General features: G+C 72.9%; 13 protein-coding genes. 6 read left to right on the plus strand and 7 right to left on the minus strand.

The window, feature by feature from the left end; translation table 11 throughout:
• The first annotated feature begins 81 nt into the window (after positions 1 to 81).
• From ACF08B_RS30550 to ACF08B_RS30565, 4 genes are all read left to right on the plus strand, one after another.
• Complete coding sequence (locus ACF08B_RS30550) at positions 82 to 573, plus strand: MarR family winged helix-turn-helix transcriptional regulator (RefSeq protein WP_392320375.1); 492 nt, start codon at positions 82 to 84, stop codon at positions 571 to 573.
• Between the two features lie 356 nt (positions 574 to 929).
• Positions 930 to 1,541, plus strand: coding sequence for a 3,4-dihydroxy-2-butanone-4-phosphate synthase (ribB, locus tag ACF08B_RS30555; RefSeq protein ID WP_392320376.1), 612 nt, complete (start codon positions 930 to 932; stop codon positions 1,539 to 1,541).
• A complete protein-coding gene (locus ACF08B_RS30560; protein WP_392320377.1) occupies positions 1,538 to 2,242 on the plus strand; it encodes an HAD family hydrolase in 705 nt (234 codons plus the stop codon). Before ribB ends, ACF08B_RS30560 begins: the two co-directional genes overlap by 4 nt.
• Before the next feature lie 177 nt (positions 2,243 to 2,419).
• A complete protein-coding gene (locus ACF08B_RS30565) occupies positions 2,420 to 3,322 on the plus strand; it encodes an FG-GAP repeat domain-containing protein (protein WP_392320378.1) in 903 nt (300 codons plus the stop codon).
• 48 nt (positions 3,323 to 3,370) lie between these two features.
• Here ACF08B_RS30565 and ACF08B_RS30570 read toward each other — a convergent pair whose 3' ends face one another.
• Both ACF08B_RS30570 and ACF08B_RS30575 read right to left on the minus strand, forming a co-directional pair.
• Positions 3,371 to 3,787 carry an ester cyclase gene (locus ACF08B_RS30570; RefSeq protein ID WP_392320379.1) on the minus strand — a complete coding sequence of 139 codons (417 nt, stop codon included), beginning with the start codon at positions 3,785 to 3,787 and terminating at the stop codon, positions 3,371 to 3,373.
• A 173-nt stretch (positions 3,788 to 3,960) separates the two neighbouring features.
• Positions 3,961 to 4,965, minus strand: a complete 1,005-nt coding sequence (locus ACF08B_RS30575; protein ID WP_392320380.1) for a GlxA family transcriptional regulator — start codon at positions 4,963 to 4,965, stop codon at positions 3,961 to 3,963.
• Positions 4,966 to 5,256: 291 nt separating this feature from the next.
• Between ACF08B_RS30575 and ACF08B_RS30580 the strand changes: the two genes are divergently transcribed.
• Positions 5,257 to 6,402 carry a TDT family transporter gene (locus ACF08B_RS30580; RefSeq protein WP_392320381.1) on the plus strand — a complete coding sequence of 382 codons (1,146 nt, stop codon included), beginning with the start codon at positions 5,257 to 5,259 and terminating at the stop codon, positions 6,400 to 6,402.
• A 108-nt stretch (positions 6,403 to 6,510) separates the two neighbouring features.
• Here the strand turns inward: ACF08B_RS30580 and ACF08B_RS30585 are convergent, their stop codons facing one another.
• Both ACF08B_RS30585 and ACF08B_RS30590 read right to left on the minus strand, forming a co-directional pair.
• Positions 6,511 to 8,028: a DUF488 family protein gene (locus ACF08B_RS30585; protein WP_392320382.1), complete on the minus strand. Its 1,518-nt coding sequence runs from the start codon at positions 8,026 to 8,028 to the stop codon at positions 6,511 to 6,513.
• Between the two features lie 184 nt (positions 8,029 to 8,212).
• The gene (locus tag ACF08B_RS30590) at positions 8,213 to 11,041 is read right to left on the minus strand and encodes a multifunctional oxoglutarate decarboxylase/oxoglutarate dehydrogenase thiamine pyrophosphate-binding subunit/dihydrolipoyllysine-residue succinyltransferase subunit (protein ID WP_392320383.1); all 2,829 of its coding nucleotides are present in this window, start codon (positions 11,039 to 11,041) and stop codon (positions 8,213 to 8,215) included.
• Positions 11,042 to 11,422: 381 nt separating this feature from the next.
• On the opposite strand from ACF08B_RS30590, the gene ACF08B_RS30595 reads away from it, so the two are divergent.
• Positions 11,423 to 11,872, plus strand: coding sequence for a MarR family transcriptional regulator (locus ACF08B_RS30595; protein ID WP_392320384.1), 450 nt, complete (start codon positions 11,423 to 11,425; stop codon positions 11,870 to 11,872).
• Here ACF08B_RS30595 and ACF08B_RS30600 read toward each other — a convergent pair.
• The 3 genes from ACF08B_RS30600 to ACF08B_RS30610 all read right to left on the minus strand — a co-directional run bounded on the left by ACF08B_RS30600 (position 11,826) and on the right by ACF08B_RS30610 (position 17,022).
• Positions 11,826 to 13,079 (minus strand): MFS transporter, encoded by a 1,254-nt coding sequence (locus ACF08B_RS30600; protein WP_392320385.1) that lies wholly within the window; start codon positions 13,077 to 13,079, stop codon positions 11,826 to 11,828. The genes ACF08B_RS30595 and ACF08B_RS30600 overlap by 47 nt on opposite strands.
• 9 nt (positions 13,080 to 13,088) lie before the next feature.
• Positions 13,089 to 14,489: an MFS transporter gene (locus ACF08B_RS30605; protein ID WP_392320386.1), complete on the minus strand. Its 1,401-nt coding sequence runs from the start codon at positions 14,487 to 14,489 to the stop codon at positions 13,089 to 13,091.
• Positions 14,490 to 14,733: 244 nt separating this feature from the next.
• On the minus strand, positions 14,734 to 17,022 hold the full coding sequence (locus tag ACF08B_RS30610) for an FUSC family protein (protein ID WP_392320465.1): 2,289 nt from the start codon (positions 17,020 to 17,022) through the stop codon (positions 14,734 to 14,736).
• Positions 17,023 to 17,040: the final 18 nt, after the last annotated feature.

Genomic DNA, 17,040 nt, shown 5'->3' on the forward strand with positions numbered 1-17,040 from the left:
TAGCGATTCGTTGACCAGTCAGCAATTGACTGCTCAGAGATTGAGACGGCAATAGGTGATACGGCACTAAACTCGTGCGCGATGAACGCCATGCCACAGCACGACGACGACCCCGCCGCCCGCGCCGCCGACAGCAGGCTCGTGCGGGACTTCGGCCTGTTGATCAAGTCGGCCACCCGCCTGGAACAGCGCATCGACGGCGCACTGCGGCGGGAGTGCGGGATCAGCCACACCATGCTGGAGGTGCTCATCCGGCTGTGCCGTCGCCCCGGCGAGGAGGTCTCCCAGCGACAGCTGGCCGACGACCTCACACTCACCAGCAGCGGCACCACCCGTCTGATCGACCGGATGGAGAACGCCGGTCTGGTGCACCGCGTCCCGTCTCCCGAAGACCGGAGGCTCGCGCTGGTGCAACCGACCACCGAGGGACGGACGGCGTTCCTGCGCGCGTCGGCCGTCCACGCCCGCGTGGTGGAGGAGTACTTCGTCAAGCCGCTGTCAGCCGATGAATACGCCCACCTGACGCACGCGTTGGGTCGGATCGACGAGGCGTTGCGCGACGGCAAGCAGTGAGAGGCCGTTGAGGCGCGGCCGGCCGGTGCCACCGCGACGCCTCACCGACGAGGTACTCGACGTCGAGGGGCAGCCCACGCAGCACCCTCCGCCCACCCCGGCCGGAAGCTGAACCCGCCCGGCCCTCCCGCACGGAACCGGCTCCCCACGCTCCGGTGGCTCCCTCCTCGACAGGAGGTGCGCCGGTCGCGGAGTGGGGCGGGCTTTCGGACCCCCGTGATCCGAGCGCCGGGTGCGGGGCCCTCAAGTTCGCTGGTCAGCGCACCGATGCAGGGCGCAGGAAGACGCGGACCGAGGAAGGGCTGGTTGTGGTGACGTCAGTTTCGGTAGCGAGGCCGGACGACGGCCTCGAAGCGGTGGCTGTGGCCGTCAAGGAGTTGCGGGCAGGCCGGCCCGTGATCGTGGTCGACGACGCGGACCGGGAGGACGAGGGTGACCTCGTCATGGCGGCACAGTTCGCGACCGCCGGGCTCATGGGCTTCTTCGTGCGGTACAGCAGCGGGCTGATCTGCGCGCCTATGGCCGGGGAGCTCGCCGACCGGCTGCGTCTGCCGTTGATGGTGCCCGCGGCCCCCGGAACCGGTACGGCCGACGTACCCGCCTACACCGTCTCCGTGGACGCGGTCGGTACCGGCTCGGGCATCTCCGCCGCGGACCGGGCACTGACCGCCCGCGTGCTGGCCGACCCCACCACGGGACCCGACCAGCTGAACCGTCCCGGGCACATGTTCCCGCTGCGGGCCCGAGCGGGAGGGATCGCCGAGAGGCGTGGACACACCGAGGCGACCGTCGACCTGTTGCGCCTGGCCGGCCTCACACCCGTCGGCGTGATCAGCGAGGTGTGCGAGGACGACGGCTCGCTCGCCCGCGACGACCGGTTGCGGGACTTCGCCGTGGAGCACGGCCTCCGCGTCGTCACGATCGAGCAGCTGGCCCGGAAGCTGCACCGTTCCGGCACGGCGCTGTGACCGGGAGGCACACGGCGACGGTCTTCGACCTCGACGACACCCTCATCGACACCGCCGGCGCATGGCCGCGGGCGTGCGCCGCGTTCAGCGCCCGCCACGGATACCGCTGGCGCCCCGAGGACACCGCCGCGCTGCACGGCAACGGCGAGTGGGCCTCCTATGTCGCAGCGGTGTGCGACGGCCGGGCGACCACCGCCGAGGTCATCGACGGCTGCACCGACATCATCCTCGACGAACACGCGGCAGGCCCCGTTCGCCCCCTGCCCGGAGCACTCGACCTGGTTGCCGCAGCCGAACGGCACGGGCCCGTGGCCGTCGCCACGGCCAGCCCCCGCCGCTTCGTTCTCATCGTTCTCGACGCACTGCGACTGACCACCCGTATAAGTGCGGTGATCTGCGGGGAGGATGTCGGACGGGCCAAACCCGCGCCCGACCCCTACCTGTGCGCCGCCGCCCGGATCGGGCTGCCACCCTCGGCCTGTCTGGCCGTCGAGGACTCCCCCGCCGGTATCCGCTCGGCAGCAGCCGCCGGCATGCGCGTCCTCGCCATCCCTCGCCACGGCATGCGCCTGCCCGCAGGCATCGCCCACCTCCCCGCAGCCCAGGCCCGCACCGCCGTCGAAGCCCTGCCGCTGCTCACCCGGCTGCACACCTCGCAGCCCGAACTCCTGCCGGACCGTACGACGACGCAGGGCCGCTGAAAGGCCGGCGCCCGCCGGTTTACGCACTCCCGTGGCGACATCTGGGCGGAATTACCCATTCCGCACCCCGCCACGAGCCCACCGGGACGGACATGCGAAGATCCGGACAGGTTGCGGGCCTCTCTCCCTCATGCAGAGCGCACCGCTCGATTCCGCACATCCCCTTGGAGTCCGTACGTGACCCGGTCTGCCCGGCGTGCTCGCGCCCTGTCCCGCCTCGTCACCTCGGCGGTCGCCGTCGCCCTGGTCGGCCCCACCGCCGGCACCGCTCTGGCGGACGTCCCCGCGGCGAGCGGTCCGGCGAAGGACGTCGCTCGGAGCGGTGCCGGGGCCGCGCGGCACAAGCCCACCCCCGCCGCGCCGTTCTTCTTCCTGTCCGGGATCCGCTCGTCGGGCCAGATGTACGTCTACATGCCCGACGGCAAGGGCGGCTTCGACGACCGCTCGGGCGCGTACGTCTGGCCGCACTTCAGGTACGGGGTGTCCGTCGACCCCGACCTGACGGGCTACCAGGACGGTGCGTACCACGTCATGGACGACGGCAAGCTGAATCTCTGGCGCGGCGGGCACCTCAAGAAGGTGGCCACCGGCTGGGGTCAGTACAACGTGGTCTTCTCCCCCGGCACCCTGGGCCGCGCCAAGCACCCCGACCTGCTGGCCCGCGACAAGCAGGGCGTCCTCTGGCGCTTCCAGACGAAGGCCGACGGCACACTGGCACCACGGGTGAAGGTCGGCACCGGCTGGAACCGCTTCACCCGGATCACCGGCCAGGGCGACCTGACCGGCGACGGCAGGTCGGACGTCGTCGCCCGCGACCAGCAGGGCACCCTCTGGCTGTACCGGGGCACGGGTGATCTGCGGAAGCCTTTCGCGTCCCGCGCGAAGGTGGGTACCGGCTGGAACCGGTTCGACAAGCTGGTGGCCACGGGTGACGTCGACGGTGACGGCCACAGTGACCTGCTCGCCCGCGATCCCCAGGGCCACCTGTGGCTGTACAAGGGGACGGGCAAGAAGGCGGCGCCCTTCAGGACACGAGTCAAGATCGGCACGGGTTTCGACCAATACCGCGACCTTTTCTGACGCCCTCACCGGGCGCCGCCGGGTCACGGCGTACGCCGCCTTCGCGATTCACGCCTCCGCGAGGCCGAGTTGGCGCAGCATGCCGAGTTCGTCGCTGCTGCCCCAGCGTTCGACGAGCTTGCCGTCGCCGTCGAAGCGGCTGATCTGCATGCCGCGGTAGCTCACCTTCCGGCCGGTGGCAGGCCGCCCCATCAACGGCCCCAGATGTGTCCCGGTGATGACGTAGGCGAAGGCCAACTCGTCGTCGGTGGCCATCAGATGCTCCACCTGCACGTGCAGGTCGGGGAAGGCCGAGCGCAACTCGCCGAACATCGCCTTGTACCCGTCGGGCCCCGGCCCCTGCCCGGGGGCCGGGTCGTGGTCGACCGAGTCGGGTGCGACGATCGCGTCGAGGGCGTCGAGGTCACCGGCTACGACGGCTTCTCCGAAGGCGGTCTGTGCGGCGATGTTCGTCTGCTGAGACATGATCACTCCCGGGCACGGGCCTCCGGCCGGCCTGTCTGCCGGCTGCGAAGACCGCACCTACGCCGTAGGTCGACCGTACATCGGCGCCCAGCCCTCAGCATGTCCGGGTGGCGGCATGCCCGGGAGGAGCGGGGCACGGTCCTAGCCCGGGGGAAGACCGTGTCCGCGGAACGTCAGCCGCCCTCACCGGCACGGGCGGCGTTCGTGGTGCGGAAGCGTGCCCGGTAGGCCCCCGGCGTGATGCCGAGGTTGCGGGTGAAGGCCCGGCGCAGCGACTCCGGCGAGCCGAAGCCGGTGCGGTGGGCCACGGAGGCCATGGGGTCGTCGCCGCCTTCCAGCATCGCCTGGGCGGCCTCCATGCGGACCTGCTCGACATAGCGGGCCGGGGTGGTGGCCATGTCGTCGTGGAACAGCCGCGTCAGGTGACGGGCACTCACCCCTGCTCGGCGGGCCATGGCCGCGAGGGTGTGGTTGGCGGACGGGTCCTCGGCGACCGCGTCCAGGATGCGGCGCAGCAGCTCCTGTCTGGTGTGCGGGGTACGCGTGCGGACGCTGAACTGCGACTGGCCTCCCGGTCGTTGCATGAAGACGACCATGTCCTTGGCCACCGCGCGGGCCGTGTCGGCGCCGAGGTGCTCCTCGACCAGGGCGAGCGAGAGATCGATGCCCGAGCTGACGCCCGCGGACGTCATGATGTGTCCGTCCCGTACGTACAGGGCGTCGGCGTCCACGGTGACTCGCGGGTACCGCAGGGCGAGTTGGTCGGCGAAGCGCCAGTGCGTGGTGGCCTTGCGCCCGTCGAGCAGCCCGGCCGCGGCGAGGAGGAAGGCTCCGGTGCAGATGGACGCGGTGCGGCGGCTGCGCGCGTCGAGGGCCCGTACGGCGTCGAGCAGCGCGTCGTCCTTGACGAGGGAGGGCCATTCGGGGCCGCCGGGGACGACGACCACGTCACTGACGTAGTCGACGTCTGCGGCGGCAAGGTCGACGGCGAGCCCGGTGCCGGCCGCGGTGACCACGTCCGCGCCGTTCGGGGAGACCATCCGCACGCGGTAACGGCCGCCGAACTCGTTGGCCGAGGCGAACACCTCGATGGGGCCGGTGACGTCGAGCAGCCGTACGCCCGGAAAGACGAGCACGGTCACCAGCAGCGGCTTCCCGCCCGACGGCCTGCCCTTCATGGTGCGCCTCCCGGCCCGTTGGACATCTTCCACGATATCCCTAGCAAGTTTGAATATCAAACCCACTCCGGGTGGTGAGGGCTCGCGGGCCATGTCCGTGTGTGAGGGCGTCCTGGCCCGTGCTGTGCTGTGGCCGGCCCCGCACTTCGCCATAGCGTCGACGACGCCACGGGCCGACGGTCTCGGCCATCGCCCGTGAGCTGCCGGGCGCGGGTCGGACCGATCGGCCGATCACTGCCGTCGATCACCGGCGGTGATGACCCGAGTCGACAAGAGAAGGCGCCGCACGCCGTGACATCCCACTCCAGCACCACCCGAGCCGTTCCGCCCCAGGAGGGTCCGGGTCCGAGAGGCTCCCACCGGGTCCGCGCCAGCCCGGCTGCGGCGCACGACAGGCCGACACGATTCGGTCCCAGCTGGTTCGCGGCCGTCATGGGCACCGGAATCGTCGCCGACGCCGCCGCGACTCTGCCGCGGGGACTTCCCGGGCTGCGCGACGCCGCCACGGTGGTCTGGGCCGGGGCCGCACTGCTGCTGATCGTGCTCACTGTCGGCTATCTCGGGCAGCGGACGCTGCGGGCGCATGCCGGGGACCCTGTGCTGGCCCAGTTCTTCGGGGCGCCGCCCATGGCCCTGCTCACCGTCGGCGCCGGCACGCTGCTGCTCGGCCGCCGGCTGGTCGGAGAGCGGGCGGCACTCGACGTGAGCTGGGCCTTGTGGTCCGCCGGTACGGTGCTCGGCGTGGCCACCGCCTGCGCGGTTCCGTACCTGATGGTCACCCGGCACCGGTTCACTCCGGAGGCCGCCTTCGGCGGCTGGCTCATGCCCGTGGTCCCGCCCTTGGTCTCCGCTGCCACGGGGGCGCTGCTCGTCCCGCACGCACCGGCCGGGCAGCCGCGGCTCGCCATGTTGCTGGGGTGCTACGCGTTGCTCGGGCTCGGACTGGTCGCCGTCCTGCTGGTGCTGGCCATGGTGTACAGCCGGCTGGTCCACCACGACGCGCCCAGCGGTGCGGTGGTTCCCACGGTGTGGATCGGCGTGGGCGCTCTGGACCAGGCGGTGACGGCGCTCGGGACGCTGGCATCGGCCGCGCCGAGCGCGCTGCCCGCCCCGTACGCGCGCGGGACCGCGGTCGCGGCCCTCCTGGGCGGCCTCGGGATCTGGGGCTTCGCCATGCTGTGGCTGGTGCTCGCGACGGCGCTCACGGTGCGGGAGGTCCGCACGGGTCTGCCCTTCGCACCCACCTGGTGGTCGTTCATCTTCCCTCTCGGCGCCTGCGTCACCGGCACCGGCGCTCTGGCCTCCCGGACCGGCTCGCACCTGTTCGTCTGGGCCGCCGTCACGCTGTACGTGCTGCTCGTCGCCGCGTGGTCGGCGGTCTCGTGGAAGTCCCTGGTGCACGCCGCCGGTCATCTGCGTGCGAGCGCTCGCCGATGACGGGGCCCGTACGCCGCCGCCCCGCGTGACGCGCGAGCGCGGAGGAAAGCGATCCCATCGTGCCGCGGCCCGCGGCCGGTGGGTTCGGCCGCTGCCGGGCGGCCGCCTCTACGGCTGTGTCCCAGGGGGTGTCGTGGACGGGCTGCCGGGGCGGTCCCTCCGGCGAGCCGGGGGCCCCGCTCCGCGCCCGGTCCCCGGGCGGTGGCGGAGCATGGTGGCCACCATGGCCACGAAGGCGACAGCCCAGACCGCGGCGGCGACCCAGCCTTCCCAGCGGCCCAGGGTGGTCATCCACGATGTGCCGGTCGCGCGTCCCAGTTCGTGCGTGGTCACCGCGTACATACCGATCGGAAAGACCAGGTTCCACCAGCCGAGGTCGTAGCGCAGGGGTATCCGGCGCAGCGCGTGCCGCCATACGCCCAGAGCCAGCAGCAGCGGGACCAACCAGGTGGAGAACGCCCACAGCACGACGGAGGACCCGGCGATGACCGGCCGCGTGAGCAGCAGGGTGCCCGGCGGAAGGGAGATCAGCCGCACTCCGGCCAGCACGCAGATCGCCGCCGCCCCCATGAAGATCCAGACGGACGTCATGAGGCCTTCCGCCCGCACCGGCCGGGCCAGCAGCCTGGCCAGTACGATCGCGGCGGTCAGCAGGTACTGCAGCAGTCCGACGGACCAGCACACCACCGCCAGCGCCGGCAACACCGGGCCCGACGTCATCCGGGCCGACGCGGCCGCGGCGACCGCCACGGACTCCGATCCCACCGCCCACAGGAACCAGGTGCCGTTCACCTGGTCGAACGACGGGCCCCGCTTCAGGGTCGTGATGAGCGCGAGCGGAATGCCGTAGTCCAGCAGCAGCCATCCCAGCGCCCCGAACGCCAGAAACGCTCCGGCCACCGCGATGTGGCCGTCCGGCGCGATGCGGGCGGCCAGCACGTTGGAGGAGATGGCGAGAGTGAGGAAGGCGAAGGCACGCGGGCCCAGCAGGTCCGCGACGAACCGCTGCCGGTGACGCAGCAGCCGCCAGCCGTAGGCGGGCACCAGCACGGCGAACCCGGCGAGGGCGGTCCAGAGCAGTACCGCGGAGGCGGTGCCGGCGCCGTTGACGTACAGGGCCGTGGAGACGATGGCGGTGCCCATGACGAACGCGAGCGAGCCCGCGTTGAGATCGGCCACCGCGGTGGAGACGGCTGCGCGGTACCCGTAGGGCCCTGATCCAGCGGGCGTGGGTCCGGGAGGCTCCGACACGCGCCGATCGCCGCCGGTGAGCCATTCGGCGAGGACCGCGGTATGGCTGTGGGCCAGGTCCTGGCCGGCGCTCAGCAGAATGAGGCCGCCGCGTTCGGCCAGGTCCCGCAGCCGGGCCGCGGCCTGCCGGTGCTCCTGGTCGCCCAGTTCGGCGAGGTAGCGGCGGCGGAACTCGTCGAACCGCAGGGGGTCGTGGCCGTACCAGCGCTCCAGCTCGACCGACGGGGCGACGTCGCGCACCCAGTGGTCGAGAGGTGCGCCCTGCCGGCGTACGCCCTCCGGCCAGACCCGGTCGACGAGAACCCGCTCGCCGGCCTGTCCGTCCTCGGAAGGCGTCTGCTCATAGATTCCGCGGCAGCTGATCTGCTTGGCCATGACGCATCCTTCGGCCCGCTTTCGCCGTATGTGCATTTTAGTGGGACATGCGGGTCACCGACCTTCGCTGCGGGGAGCGTGCGGGGACCGGCGTCGCCTCGGCGGCCACGACGTGCTCGACGGCACCACCGGCGACCCCACTCCCCCGGCACGGGGACCCTCCCCGACCGTGATGATCAGGAGCTCACCGGAAGGCCGCCAACACGAGAGCCTGCTGCTCCAGAGCGTGCCGGCGAGCGGAGCCGACCGCCGGTGCGGGCGCCTCGGGTCGGCTGACCCGGTCCACGGGGCGTCCGGCCGGCCGGTGCAGGCGCGGCGCGAGGAAGGACCACGCGCCCTGGTTGGCCGGCTCTTCCTGGACCCACCGCACGTCCGCCGTCGCCGGGAAGCGGGCCAGTTCGGCCGCGAGCTCGTCCTCGGGGAACGGGTAGAGGCGTTCCACGCGGACGATCGCCGTGTCCGCCGAGTCCGAGGCCCTGCGGTGGGCGTCGAGGTCGTAGAACACCTTGCCGGCGCAGAGCAGCACGCGCGTGACCCGCCCGGGGTCCTGTGTGCCGTCCGGCAGGATCGGGCGGAAGCCGCCCTGGGTGAACTCGGTCAGGGCGGAGGTGGCCGCCTTCGACCGCAGCATCGACTTCGGGGTGAAGACCACCAGCGGCCGCCCTGTGTCGCCGGAGCCGCCCAGCGCCTGTTCCCTGAGCAGGTGGAAGTAGTTGCCGGGCAGGGAGGGCAGGGCCACGGTCATGTTGCCCTGCGCGCACAGCTGGAGGAAGCGCTCGATCCTGGCGGAGGAGTGGTCCGGCCCCTGCCCCTCCAGGCCGTGGGGCAGCAGCAGTGTCACCGTGGAGCGCTGTCCCCACTTCTGCTCGGCCGAGGCGATGTACTCGTCGACGACCGTCTGCGCGCCGTTGACGAAGTCCCCGAACTGGGCCTCCCACAGCACCAGGCCCTCCGGGCGGGCCAGCGCGTATCCGTACTCGAAGGCCAGCGCCGCCAGTTCGGACAGCATCGAGTCGTACGGTGCGAAGCCCGCGGCCCGGGGCCCCAGAGAGCGCAGCGGCGTGTGCTCGGCGCCGGTGAGCCGGTCGGTCAGTACGGCATGCCGCTGACCGAAGGTGCCACGGCGCGAGTCCTGCCCGGCCAGCCGCACCGGGTGGCCGTCCAGCAGGAGCGAGCCGATCGCCAGGGTTTCCGCGGTGGCCCAGTCGACCGCGCCGGTGTCGAGCGTCGCCGTACGCCGGTGCAGCTGAGGCAGTACCCGCGGGTGCACGGTGAAGCCCTGCGGCAGGTCCGCCTGTGCCGCGATGACCTGGCGTGCGGTCTGCTCGTCGATCGCGGTCACCGTCCGGTGGGTCGCGCGTGCGGCGGTCCTCCGGCCGGCGGCGGGAACGTCCTCGGCGGGCGCGGACAGCGCCCTGGTCTCGGCGAAAGCCGTCTCGAGGCGATCCCGGTACGTGCGGCGGGCCGCCTCCACCTGCCGCTCGCCGATGTCCCCGCGGGCCACCAGGGACTCCGCGTACGTCGTGCGCGCCGAGGGCCTGGCCTCGATCAGGTCGTACATCACCGGCTGGGTGACGGACGGGTCGTCGACCTCGCTGTGCCCGTGGCGCCGGTAGCAGACCAGATCGATCACGACGTCCTTGTGGAACGTCTGCCGGTAGTCGAAGGCAAGCCGCGCCACGCGGTCGACGGCCTCCGGGTCGTCGCCGTTGACGTGGAAGATCGGGGCCTCCACCATCCGTGCCACATCGGTGGCGTACGTGCTCGAACGGCCGGCGGTGGGGAGTGTCGTGAAGCCGACCTGATTGTTGACGACCACGTGGACGGTCCCGCCCGTGCGGTAACCGGGCAGCTGCGACATGTTCAGGGTCTCGGCGACCACGCCCTGGCCGGCGAAGGCCGCGTCGCCGTGCACGACGACCGGCAGTACGGCGAAGGGTTCGCCCGGGTCCGCTGCCATGTCCTGCTTGGCACGCACCACTCCCTGGGCCACCGGTCCCACGATCTCCAGGTGCGAGGGGTTGGCCACCACCGAGACGGCGATCGAACCTCCGTCCTGGGCACGGTAGATGCCCTCCGCACCGAGGTGGTACTTCACGTCCCCCGAGCCCTGCACCGACCGGATGTCCACCGCGTCCTCGAACTCGTCGAAGATCTGGGCGTAGGACTTGCCGACGATGTTGGCCAGGACGTTGAGCCGGCCGCGGTGCGCCATTCCGATGACGGCTTCCGCGACACCGTCGTCGATGGCGCGGAGCAACAGGGCGTCGAGCAGTACGACGGCCGACTCGCCGCCTTCGAGCGAGTAGCGCTTCTGGCCGACGTACTTGGTCTGCAGGAAGGTCTCGAAGGCTTCCGCGGCACCCAACCGGTGGAGAATGCGCAGCTGTTCGGCAGGATCCGCTCCGCTCCGCGGGGACTCGACACGCTGCTGGATCCAGCGGCGCTCCCGGGTGTCCTGGATGTGCATGTACTCGAACCCGGCGGTGCCGCAGTAGAACTCCCGCAGCGCGCCCAGTACTTCGTCGAGGGTCATCGTGGCACGGCCGGCGAATCCGTCCACCACGAAGCTCTCCGTGCGGTCCGTGTGGTGGAGTCCGAAGGCGGCGATGTCGAGTTCCGGACGCGCGGCGGCGGCCCGTGCCGTGAGCGGGTCGGTGTCGGCCATCAGGTGCCCGCGCACCCGGTACGCGTGAATGATCGCCGCGACCCGCACCGCCGCGAGCGCCGTCGCATCGTTGTCGTGCGGCTCCGGATCGGCGCCGGTGCGCGCCGGTCCGCCCGCGGAGGTCGCCGATGCGCCCGGCGACACTGACGTCCGCGGACCGGCGGCAGGTTTCGGGACGGCCGCCACGGCCGGGGACGCGGTGGTGGCGAAGAAGTCCCTCCATGTCTGATCGACCGACCCGGGGTCGTCGAGGTAGCGCTGCCGCTGCTCGTCCACGACCCATGCGTTGAGCCCGAATTCCAGCCTGTGAGCCACCGCTCGAGCGGTGTCCGATTGCGAGGCCATGGCGTACAACGCCTTCTTCCCTGTGCGGAGTCGTCGGATGCCGACGCGGCAGGGTGGCCGTCCGCCCGCACGTGGCCCGATCCAGGACCTCGCGATTCCGGCGGATTCAGCCGCCTCGGCCGCGTCGCACCCTCGACGCTAGGACGGCGCGAGGCCGAAGCCGGACCGCCGGTCGTGCCACATCGACCTCACATCAGGACATCGGCCGAGGGACCGTGTGCCGCCTGCCGACGCCGCACGGCCGGCGCACGGCGGGACGCGGCCATGTCCGGATCCGAGGGCTGCCCGTCCCACCCGCCTGCCATCGGCGCCCCACGGAACCGGGTTGTCACTGTCCGGTCGCGGCCCCGCGGCCGACGGACCGCCCCCACGGGAGGAAGCATGATCGACCGCGAGCCGACGGAGACACCCCCGCGACAGGGGTGTCCCGGGATCCTGCGGACCCTGGGACTTCTGCACGGCGACCTGCGGGTACGGCACGGTCTGTCCTTGGGCGACTACCTCGTACTCGGCGCCCTCGCCGAAGCCCGGGGCGGGCCTGTGCCCATCGCCCGGCTGACGGCGTTCGTCCGTGAGTCGGGCGACCGGATGTCCTACCTCCTCAAGGGCCTGCAAGCGGCCGGACTGATCGAGCGCAGTCGCCGCGCCCGAGACCGCAGGACGGTCGAGGTGACCCTGACCGACGCAGGACACACCAAGTTCACCGAAGCGGAATCAACCGCGCAGGCGCTGCTGCGCCAGAACCTCGGGATCGGCCCGGTAGCCGTTCCGGGACCGGGAGGCGTCAGCAGGGCCGCCGCGGACGGCGGCCGGCCGGGCGGTGGCGGGTGAGGAACCAGGCCGGTACGGCCACGGCCGCGCCAAGGAACAACAGCTGCGGATAGCCGTAGGAGTGGACGACCGGCCCGCCGACCGCGCCGGCCAGCGAAAGTCCTACGAACAGGGCGCTGTTGTTCCACGACAGCATCCCCGTCGCCCGCTCGGGAAAGGCGTCCACCAGATGCCGCTGCTGAGCGGGGAAGAAGGCGTAGGCGGCCGACGAGAACACCACGAGGGCCACCGTCAGCGCCCAGGTGGTCGGGAAGACGAGGGCGACCGCGATCTCGGCCACGGCCATCAGGGCGAGAGCCACCCCCGTGACCCGTAGCGCACCGGCACGGTCGGCGAGCCGGCCACCCGCCTGCCCACCCGCGACGGCGGCGATGCCGTACACCACCAGCAGCCACGACACATCGGCCGCCCTGCCGTCGGCGTGCAGGGCGACGGCCAGGAAGGTGTACAGGGTGTAGACGGAGAACGCCCACAACGCGGTGACCGCGACCGCGAAGGCCACCACACCCCCGCCCCGCCGTCCGCCGGACGCCGGTGGGCCGGCAGCCGGGTCATGGTCGGCAACGGCCGCCGTGTGCCCGGCGGCCGTGGTACGGCCCGACCGCCAGACGAGGGCATGCGGGACGGCCAGCACGCACGTGCCGGCGGCGAGGATGACGAACGCCGCCTGCCATCCGGCGTGCCGGCTCAGCAGCGCTCCCGCCGGGGCCCCCACCCACAGCGCGGTCAGCAGACCCGAGCCCACGACCGCCAGCACCTGAGCCCGGGCCGTGGCCTGCGCGCGTGTACTGACCAGCGCGTACACGGTGGGTCCTGTGGCCGCCGCCGCGACACCGGCGACCACCCGGGTGGCCAGGAGCAGCCCGAACGACGGAGCGAGCGCGGTGGCGACATTGGCCAGCGAGAACAGCACCAACGCGGCCGACAGGATGCGGGCGCGGTCGTAACGGTCGCTCAGCCGGCCCGCGAACGGCGAGGCCACCACGTAGGCCAGGGAGAACGCCGTGATCAGCAGACCGGTGCGGGCCGGAGCGACGTGCAGGGAGGCGGCGATGTCGGGCAGCAGCGGTGCCACCACGAACAGGTCGGTCCCCACCAGGAACTGCGTCACCCAGGCCAGGGCGACCAGACCGGCCGACAGGCGTGGCGTCCCCAGCTCGGGCCCACTGGTCGTCGAGCGGCCGGATCCGCCGCGCGTCGAGTCCATGATCCGAAGCTAGGTCCGGCGTCGCACGTCCGCCACCGGCCCCCGCGGGCCGCGCCCGCGGCATGCGCGACGGGACGCGGTCATCGGCCTGGACCTGGCCGGGGCGTTGTTCGCCGTCGTACGGGGACGAGGTCGGTGAGGGGCGAGGGTGGAACGGCGCAGCAGCAACACGGCGTACGCGGCGGCGGCGCCCGTCAGCACGGTGGTCAGGGGCGCTACGGCGCCCACCGCGGTGCTCGCCAGGGCGGTGCCGACGGCCTGACCCAGTCCGAGGCTGGTGATCATCCAGGCCGCCGCGGTGTGCAGCAGGCCGGACGGCGCCACCTGGTCCAGGCCCGCGAAGACGTTGATCAGCAGCGGAGCGAGGAACAGTCCCGGAACGACCGCCACAAGGACCGCGGCCGCCGGAGCCGGCTCCAGCAGCAGCGGAACCAGCCCGGCCAGCAGGCCGAGAGCAGCAACCCGGGCGTGGCCGGCCAGCGTGCCGGTCCGGCGCAGACGCCCGTACACCAAGGAACCGATCAGACTGCCGGCGGCCAGCGCGGCCGGCATCACCGTGGTCAGCGCCGGGGCGTGGTCGTGCTCGGCGAACGCCAGAGCCAGGACGTTGAGAGCACCCAGAGCGATCCCCGCGCAGAGCAGCGCCAGAGCAAGAGTCCGCGTTCCGGGATACCGCAGCGGGCCTACGAACCCGACCGGGACGGTGGGAGCGGCGGAGGTGGGGCCGGGCGCCGCGGGGGCCGGCCGCCAGTGGCGGGCGGGACGGGAGGTGGCGAAGGCCAGGGTGCCCGCCAGGCCCAGCAGACCGATCGCGGCCAGGGGCGCGGTCCCGCCGGCGGTGACGCCCAGGGCGAGGACCAGCAGGGGCCCGGCGATGAAGACGACCTCCTGAGCGCACGCGTCAAGACTCAACGCGGTCCGCAACTGCGCGGGTCCGCATGTCACCTCGGGCCACAGCGCACGCAGCGCCGCTTCCAACGGTGCCGTGCACAGACCCGCCGCGACGGTCAGCACCAGTGCCCAGACAGGCTGCCCGGCCGGTGGTACGGCCGCCAGAGCGAGGAAACAGGCGGCCGACCCCAGTCCGCAGACCACCAGGGTCACGGTCTGTCCGCGGCGCTCCAGCAGTGTCGCCCACCCCGGCTGGGCCACAGCCGCGCTGACACCGAAGGCGGCTGCCAGGAGCCCCGCCAGACCGACGGTCCCGCCCTGGGCGCGTACGGCGATCAGCAGGGCCAGCGGCGCCATCGACACCGGAAGGTGCCCCACGACCGCGCCTGCCAGGAGGCGCGGGACATACGGGGTGGACAGCAGTCGACGGTAGCCGGGGGGAGCGGATGCGGCCGGACGGGCCGGAGCCGTGGTGGTGCGCGTCGGAGTGGTGGGTGGGTCGAGGACGGTGCTCGTCACGGCCGGTTCCTTCGTCCAGGGCTGCCTGAGGGGACGTACGACTCGAGACGGCCGCCCGGCGACCCGCTCGCCACCCACCGGCACGTGCACCGAGGAGGCATGTGCGCCGGGAGGGTGTGTCGCCGGGCGGCGTCACTCGCCAGACTCCCGCGGTGGACCACGGTCCACGGTCATCCATCCGGAGGGTCGGCCGGTGGAAGGAGACACGGGCCGGTCGGCCGGGCGAGGCCGGTCGCGGTCGGGGTCAGGGGGCGGTGGTCGCCCGCTGCGGCCGTGCGCGGGCGTCGTCCACCGCGGCGGCGATCGCTTGGAGGAGTTCGATGACGGGCCCGTACTCGCGGATCGCGGCACGCGCCGGTGTGTCGCCCGTACGGCCGGCGGCCAGTTCCTCGTGGCGGCGGACGTGGAGTTCTTCCAGGTGGAGGCACATGACGTCGAGAGCGTCGGTGAGGGCGTCGGCGTGACGCGGGCTCTCCTCCGAGGAGGCGTCGGCGAGGGCCGGGCCCGCGTGGTCGGTGTAGGCGGCCAGGGCGGGGATGCGGGGGGTGTGGGGAGTGCGGTGCGTGGCCAGGGCCGCGACGAGCAGGTTGAGCGTGGTCAGGGCGTCCACCGTGGTGGCCGCACGGTCGAGGGCGGACCGGTCGTGGCCGGGCTCACGGTGGGCGTGCCGGGAAGTGGCGGCCGCCTGAGCGAGGGCCTTCTCCGCGGTGGTACGGGCATGACGCACATCGGGGCCGGGGTCGGTGTCGCGACGGGGACCGGCCTGACCGAGGGAGCGCAGGGTGATGTCCAGGTAGGCGGCACAGGCGTGGCGGGCGTGGGCCGTCTCGGTGTCCAGGCGCGGGTGCTCCCAGCTGGGCCACAGCAGGCGGCTGCCGACCAGGGCGGCGGCGGTCCCCACCAGGGTCATGGCGATACGGGAGGCCGCGTCCAGCCAGCTGCCGGGGTGGGAGACGTCCCCGATCAGCAGAACCAGAGGAGTGCCGAAGACGACCCAGAAGGCGTAGTTGACCGGCCGGAGCGTGAAGCCGACCGTGATGACCACGAACAGGATCAGGGACAGCGCGGCCGGTTCGTGCACGGCCGCGATCAGCACGGCGGCGCAGGTGCCGCCGACGACGTTGCCGATCACCCGCTGGGCGACGCGTTCGCGGGTGACGGCGTACTGCGGGCGCATCACCCGGAGCACGGCCAGCACCGCCCACTCGCCGTGCGGCAGTGCGGTCCAGTGGACGAGGGCGAACACCGCGGCGCTCACCGCGGTGGTCCGCAGCGCATGGCGGAACGTCCCGGATCGCAGCGTCATGGCCTCCCGCAGCCGGGCGCGGTCCAGGCGCACCGGTCGGGCGGGCGGCGCCGACAACGGGGTCGCCGCCAGCAGAACCAGGGCGCGAGCCTCGGCCCGGGCGTCGGCGAGGGTGGCGGTGATGCGGTCCAGCAGGCGGCGCTGCCGGCCGGCGCGTGCCATCTCCGGGTAGGTGTGGGCACCGGCCGGCATCTCGGCACGCATCCGGTCGCAGGCCTCCTCGAACCGTCCCAGCCCCGGGACCGGGGCGCCTTCGACGCCGTCGGTGGCCTGGCGGCGGCGCGTGAGGACGTCGGCGAGCTGGGAGAGCTGCCGGCCGACCGCTTCGGTGAGAGTGGCGTACGGGGCACGGACGGCCGGCGGTGGGGGGCCGGTGGCGGCGAGCGCGGTGGTCAGGTCGGCGAGAGTGGCGGCGTGTCGCACCAGCGGGTCGGTCAGGTCCGCGAGGTGCTCGTCACCGCGCGGGCCGCGCAGTTCCCGTGTGGCGCCCTCGGCCCGGCGCAGGGCATCCGTCGTGCCCGGATGGACGGTACCTACGGTGCTGTGCGGCGGTGCCGGGCCCGCGCCGGAACGCGGGCGGGCGGCGCCGCGGGCGGTACGCGGCGGACGGGCAGGGTCGCCGGCGGCGTCCGGCGGGGCGGCGGGGGCGAGGGCGGTCAGGTGCCGGCCGATGAGGCGATAGGGCTGGGCGACGTGAGCGAGGACGTCGCGCAGGCGGGCGGGCGGGGTCAGTACCGCGGTGGCGACGGCGTACCACAGGCCCCCGGCCAGCACCAGCAGCGTGGCGTACTCCATGTCCACCCCGGCGGTGGTGCTGCCCGCCGCGACGAGCAGCGCGGTGGCGGGCATGGTGCCGAGGCGCTCCAGCACCGGGTGGACCGCCGAGCCCATCGAGGCGAGAAAGACCAGCACGGCGAGCACGACCCCCGTCAGGGGCACCAGCGAGATCGTCCCGACTCCCACCCAGAACATGGCGGCGTTGGCGACGGCGGCGACGAGCAGGTGCCGGGTACGCGGTCCGCGGGGGCCGCCCTTGTTCGTGAAGGCCGTCACGTACGCGCCGAGCGCCGCCCACGCGCCGGCCGCCGCGTTCCCCGCGGCGAGACCGGCCAGCAGCAGCACGCTGATCGCGATTCCGTTGCCCAACCCCGCGACCACCGCGGGCCGGCTCCCCGCCGCCGGAGCGAACAGGCCCGCCGTACGCCGGCCGCGACCACGCCCGGTCATGCTCGGCACGAGCAATCC

It is taken from the genome of Streptomyces sp. NPDC015139 (assembly GCF_043079785.1).
Lineage (GTDB): Bacteria > Actinomycetota > Actinomycetes > Streptomycetales > Streptomycetaceae > Streptomyces > Streptomyces albidocamelliae.